Origin of the sequence: Photobacterium carnosum, assembly GCF_021236965.1 — a bacterium.
In the GTDB taxonomy this organism is placed as follows: Bacteria; Pseudomonadota; Gammaproteobacteria; order Enterobacterales; family Vibrionaceae; genus Photobacterium; species Photobacterium carnosum.
On the sequence record NZ_WMDN01000049.1, the window covers coordinates 1 to 3,929 of the forward strand.

General features: G+C 32.5%; 4 protein-coding genes and 1 pseudogene. 3 read left to right on the forward strand and 2 right to left on the reverse strand.

Features of this window, described 5'->3' with window-relative positions:
* Nucleotides 1-589: 589 nt before the first annotated feature.
* Complete coding sequence (locus GLP24_RS19630) at nucleotides 590-988, reverse strand: H-NS family histone-like protein (RefSeq protein ID WP_101770421.1); 399 nt, start codon at nucleotides 986-988, stop codon at nucleotides 590-592.
* Nucleotides 989-1,294: 306 nt separating this feature from the next.
* Here GLP24_RS19630 and GLP24_RS19635 point away from each other — a divergent pair.
* Nucleotides 1,295-1,582, forward strand: a pseudogene (locus GLP24_RS19635) (hypothetical protein); the annotation flags it as partial.
* Between the two features lie 16 nt (nucleotides 1,583-1,598).
* On the opposite strand, the gene GLP24_RS19640 reads toward GLP24_RS19635, so the two are convergent.
* Entirely contained in the window at nucleotides 1,599-2,708 is a 1,110-nt protein-coding gene (locus tag GLP24_RS19640) for a YeeE/YedE thiosulfate transporter family protein (protein ID WP_101770420.1), read from the reverse strand.
* Between the two features lie 554 nt (nucleotides 2,709-3,262).
* On the opposite strand from GLP24_RS19640, the gene GLP24_RS19645 reads away from it, so the two are divergent.
* Both GLP24_RS19645 and GLP24_RS19650 read left to right on the forward strand, forming a co-directional pair.
* A complete protein-coding gene (locus GLP24_RS19645) occupies nucleotides 3,263-3,583 on the forward strand; it encodes a type II toxin-antitoxin system RelE/ParE family toxin (protein WP_065176948.1) in 321 nt (106 codons plus the stop codon).
* Nucleotides 3,580-3,855: a helix-turn-helix domain-containing protein gene (locus tag GLP24_RS19650; protein WP_065176947.1), complete on the forward strand. Its 276-nt coding sequence runs from the start codon at nucleotides 3,580-3,582 to the stop codon at nucleotides 3,853-3,855. Before GLP24_RS19645 ends, GLP24_RS19650 begins: the two co-directional genes overlap by 4 nt.
* The last annotated feature ends 74 nt before the right edge of the window (nucleotides 3,856-3,929 follow it).

A 3,929-nucleotide genomic window follows, 5' to 3' on the forward strand; every position in this document is an offset into this window, starting at 1 on the left:
CTCGTAGTGCGCGTTAGATAGCATATGTTAAATACAGCCGCTTTTAGATAAAAGTCATACTAGGTGTCGAGTGATAGGTATTTGTGGTCTTAGAATCGTTTCTAGGGGCGATTTGATGGGTATTTGGGTTACATCAGACTGATAAGTGGTTTATGGGAAGATGAATTGAGAAAAACTGGCAGATTTAAAATAAATCTATTTCGAGGTGTTTTGTGGGATTTTAGATTTATTTTAAATCTAAGGTGCAAGATTGCTAATGTCGACCTTTGTTGTCTCTTAGCACAGAAAATGCAATCTTTTGAATAGATATCAAAATACAAATATCAACTTACACTATTCGTTAAAAGTATAATTGTCTTTATTTTTTACAGATTCTTTTTTATGAAAAAATTATTAATCGTTTTATTAGTTGGGTTATTTGCAGTTGGTGTTGCGAATGCGTGTCCACACGGAGAACATCCATATGGTGGAACAGGTCCTCACCATAAAGGTGGTTGGTGCGCATAAATAGATTTGATGTGAAATACCGCCCAAGTTGAGGCGGTATTTTTGTATGTTAGGTAGATTTAAAATAAATCTTATTGACGTATTAAATAAGAAAATCGTCTAAATTAGCCCCGTTATCAACAGCTAATTTTAATGCTTTTGGTATGCGACCTTGCCCTGTCCATGTTTTCTCATCTTGATTATCATCAAGATATTTATATTTTGCTGGGCGTATTGCACGAGGTTTTTTAGGTGCTTTTTCTTGTATAGATAAAATATCTTCAATAGATAAGCCATCAGATAATAGCATTTGACGATAAATCTCTAATTTTTCTTCACGTTCTTTGGATGAGGCTTTTTCTTGCTCATCTTCTGCAATACGCTCATTTACAACTTGAGTTAAATTCTCTAATGCCTTTTGTAACTGCTCAATAGTTGTTGCTTCACGAGTAAAAGCACGAAGGCTGCGAATGTTCATTAATAATTTTATAGCGTCTGTCATGATTTTCTTTTTTATTGAATGGTTTTGTATTTTATAACAAAAGATGATCTTTTCGAATAGGTCCCTATTAAAAACATTTTTCGCATCGAATTTTTATTGAGTCTATGTTGTGTGGATTCGGATCGCATAAATAGATTTGATGTTAAATACCGCCTCAAATTGGGCTAATGTTATTCACTTAAACCTGAAATCCTTATGTAAGAAAACTTTTGATAATTAAAGAGTCTAGCTATAACTGGATTCTTTGCTATCTGAAATATTCTATTTTGTACGCAAAACAAAATATCCTTAAGTGAATGGCATTACTTCGTATCAGCGATCTCTTTAAATAAAGATGGTCATCCTATTTATATGCTGCTAAGTGTTGTTTCTTGTCTGAAAAAATAAGAAATTATAGATTAAGTTAAAAATTAAATAAAAGGAACGTATTACGCGATTAGAGAAAAACATATTCCTCGTTACTTTGGTGAATTTTGTTTTTGATTTAATTATCGCTTTCGAGTTGAAAATATATTTAATATACTGATTAAACGTGGTGCAAAATCGCCACCGATGCCAGAAAAATTATTAATTTTGACTGAGACTCGGTGGTGATAAAATGATTTATTACTTAATTATAGAAAAATTGACGTAATTTTATACCGAAGATACTACCAAATAACGCAACAAACATCCAAAGCCATCCATGTAAACTACCAGATGCTGTACCATCAAAAAAGCCACCCAAATTACATGCGGCATACATAGCTCCAATTCCCATTAATAAGCCACCAATAATTGATGCCATAATGATTTTAATATTAATTGGATTATCATTTTGTTTATTACGAATACATTTTGATAAGGCTGCGCCTAAAACTCCAGCCCAAAACATACCAACCATAGGATTACTGAAAAGAGGTTGTGCTAGTTTAGGATAATTATTAAATAAACCAAACCATGATGCACATCTTAACGCCATATCGTAAATAGCTCCCGTAATTGTCCATGCAGAACCATATATAGCAACAATACTAGAGTTCAATAACGCAATAATTATTCCTCCAGTAAGTATTGTAAAATGGCCATCACGCCAAAATAAATGTTTCCCTCGTAAAAGTGGTTGTACTTGTTTGGTACGTTTAAACTCGGTACGAGAAAAAACAACAAAAAGCAATCCAACAAATGCTAAATTTAGTAATGCTCCGCTTAAGAATCCCCCTGTCAAATCTTTCATTAGAACAACTTGACTGTGAAATGTTGTATTAATTATTTGTTGATAATAATGACCAATTAATGTACCAATACCATAAAAAATTAATACAATCCAAAACCTAGGTTTAGCTTCTCCACAACAATATAATGTACCAGAAGCGCATACTCCCGCTAATTGCATACCGCAACCAAATAAAAAAGCGCCGCCAATAAAAGGGATCCCAATTGGTATTATATTTCCAACCATTTTACCACCAAAGAAGGCATGACCAAATGATAAGCAAATGGTAAAAAGGACTATTTCGATAGAGATCGTAATAAGACATGATCTAACATAAAAACTATCACATTTAGTTAGCATTTGACGCCAACCAAAAACAATTCCGAAACCACTGAACGATAAAGTAAATCCAAGTAAAAACCCAATAAAAGCCATTAATGCCCATTTTATTCCTAGAGTTTGCTCAAGCCATAACAATAAGAAAATAGTCAAAAATATAATTGGTATTATGTGTTTTTTATTCATTTGTTTAAATAACTCAAGATTGTATTAAATTTCTTTTATTTTCTATTTTATATATTAATTAAGCAATAAATTAAAAATGTGAATTTATGATGATTAAAAGAATGGGTGAGTTCCTAGATTATTGATTTGAACTATCATTACGTTTTAGTACTTTGACTGATGATTATTATAGTGATCCTTTTTCTTCAATGTCCTAAGTGTAATAGCTCAGAAAATGTTCGTAAAAATGGACGCTAGCGTTATCAATGCTCTGGCTATCGACATACTTTTCAAACAAATTATTCAATGAAAGGCTCGTAAGCGAATAATTAATCACACATTCTAATTACAGTCTGCTTTTGTCATAGTTCTCCGACTAAAACTAACAAAATGTTTTTTACTGTTTAATTTTTCTATCTTTGAGTTCGCATAAATAGAATTACTGTTAAATAACCGCCCATCGAGGCGGGTTTTTTTATCTGGTTACTGATACCAATTTTAATCTATGTTTTGACCTTAATAAGCCAGTAATGTTAAAGTGACCTATCATATATGATAGGTTTGGTGGTTGTGAAATGGCTTGGAAAGTGGATTTTTACTCTGGTGTTGAAGATGAAATATTAGCAATGCCACCTAAAATTCAGGCTCGTATGATTAAGTTACTCGAATTAATTGAATTATATGGGGCAAATTTAGGCCCACCACATACAGACTCAATGGGAGATGGGCTTTTTGAAATAAGAGCTAAAGCTCAAGAAGGTATAGGTAGAGGTTTGTTTTGCTATTTAAAAGGACAGCACGTTTACGTATTAAGAGCTTTTGTGAAAAAGACGAATAAGACCCCAAAAAAAGAAATAGAACTTGCCAGAGAGCGAATGAAAGAGGTGAAGTTATGAGTTTATCTGCATTAAAAAGAAAAGCATTACAGAATCCTGAAGTAAAAGAAGCTTATGATGATCTAAGTGTTGAATTTGAATTGATTAGTTCTCTAATTTCAATGAGAGAAAAATCAGGCTTAACTCAAGATGAAGTAGCTGAAAAAATGGGAACAAAAGCCCCGAATATTTCACGCTTAGAATCTGGACGATCAAATCCTAGTCTTAAAACTTTAGTGAGTTATGCTCAAGCATGTGGATTTAAGCTAAATCTTGGTTTTAAACATGCTTAATTTTTGTAAATTTAATTTTAAAGGTCGCTCATATGTAGCGGCCTTTTTTATGCCTGGTTGATACGATTTAGCTT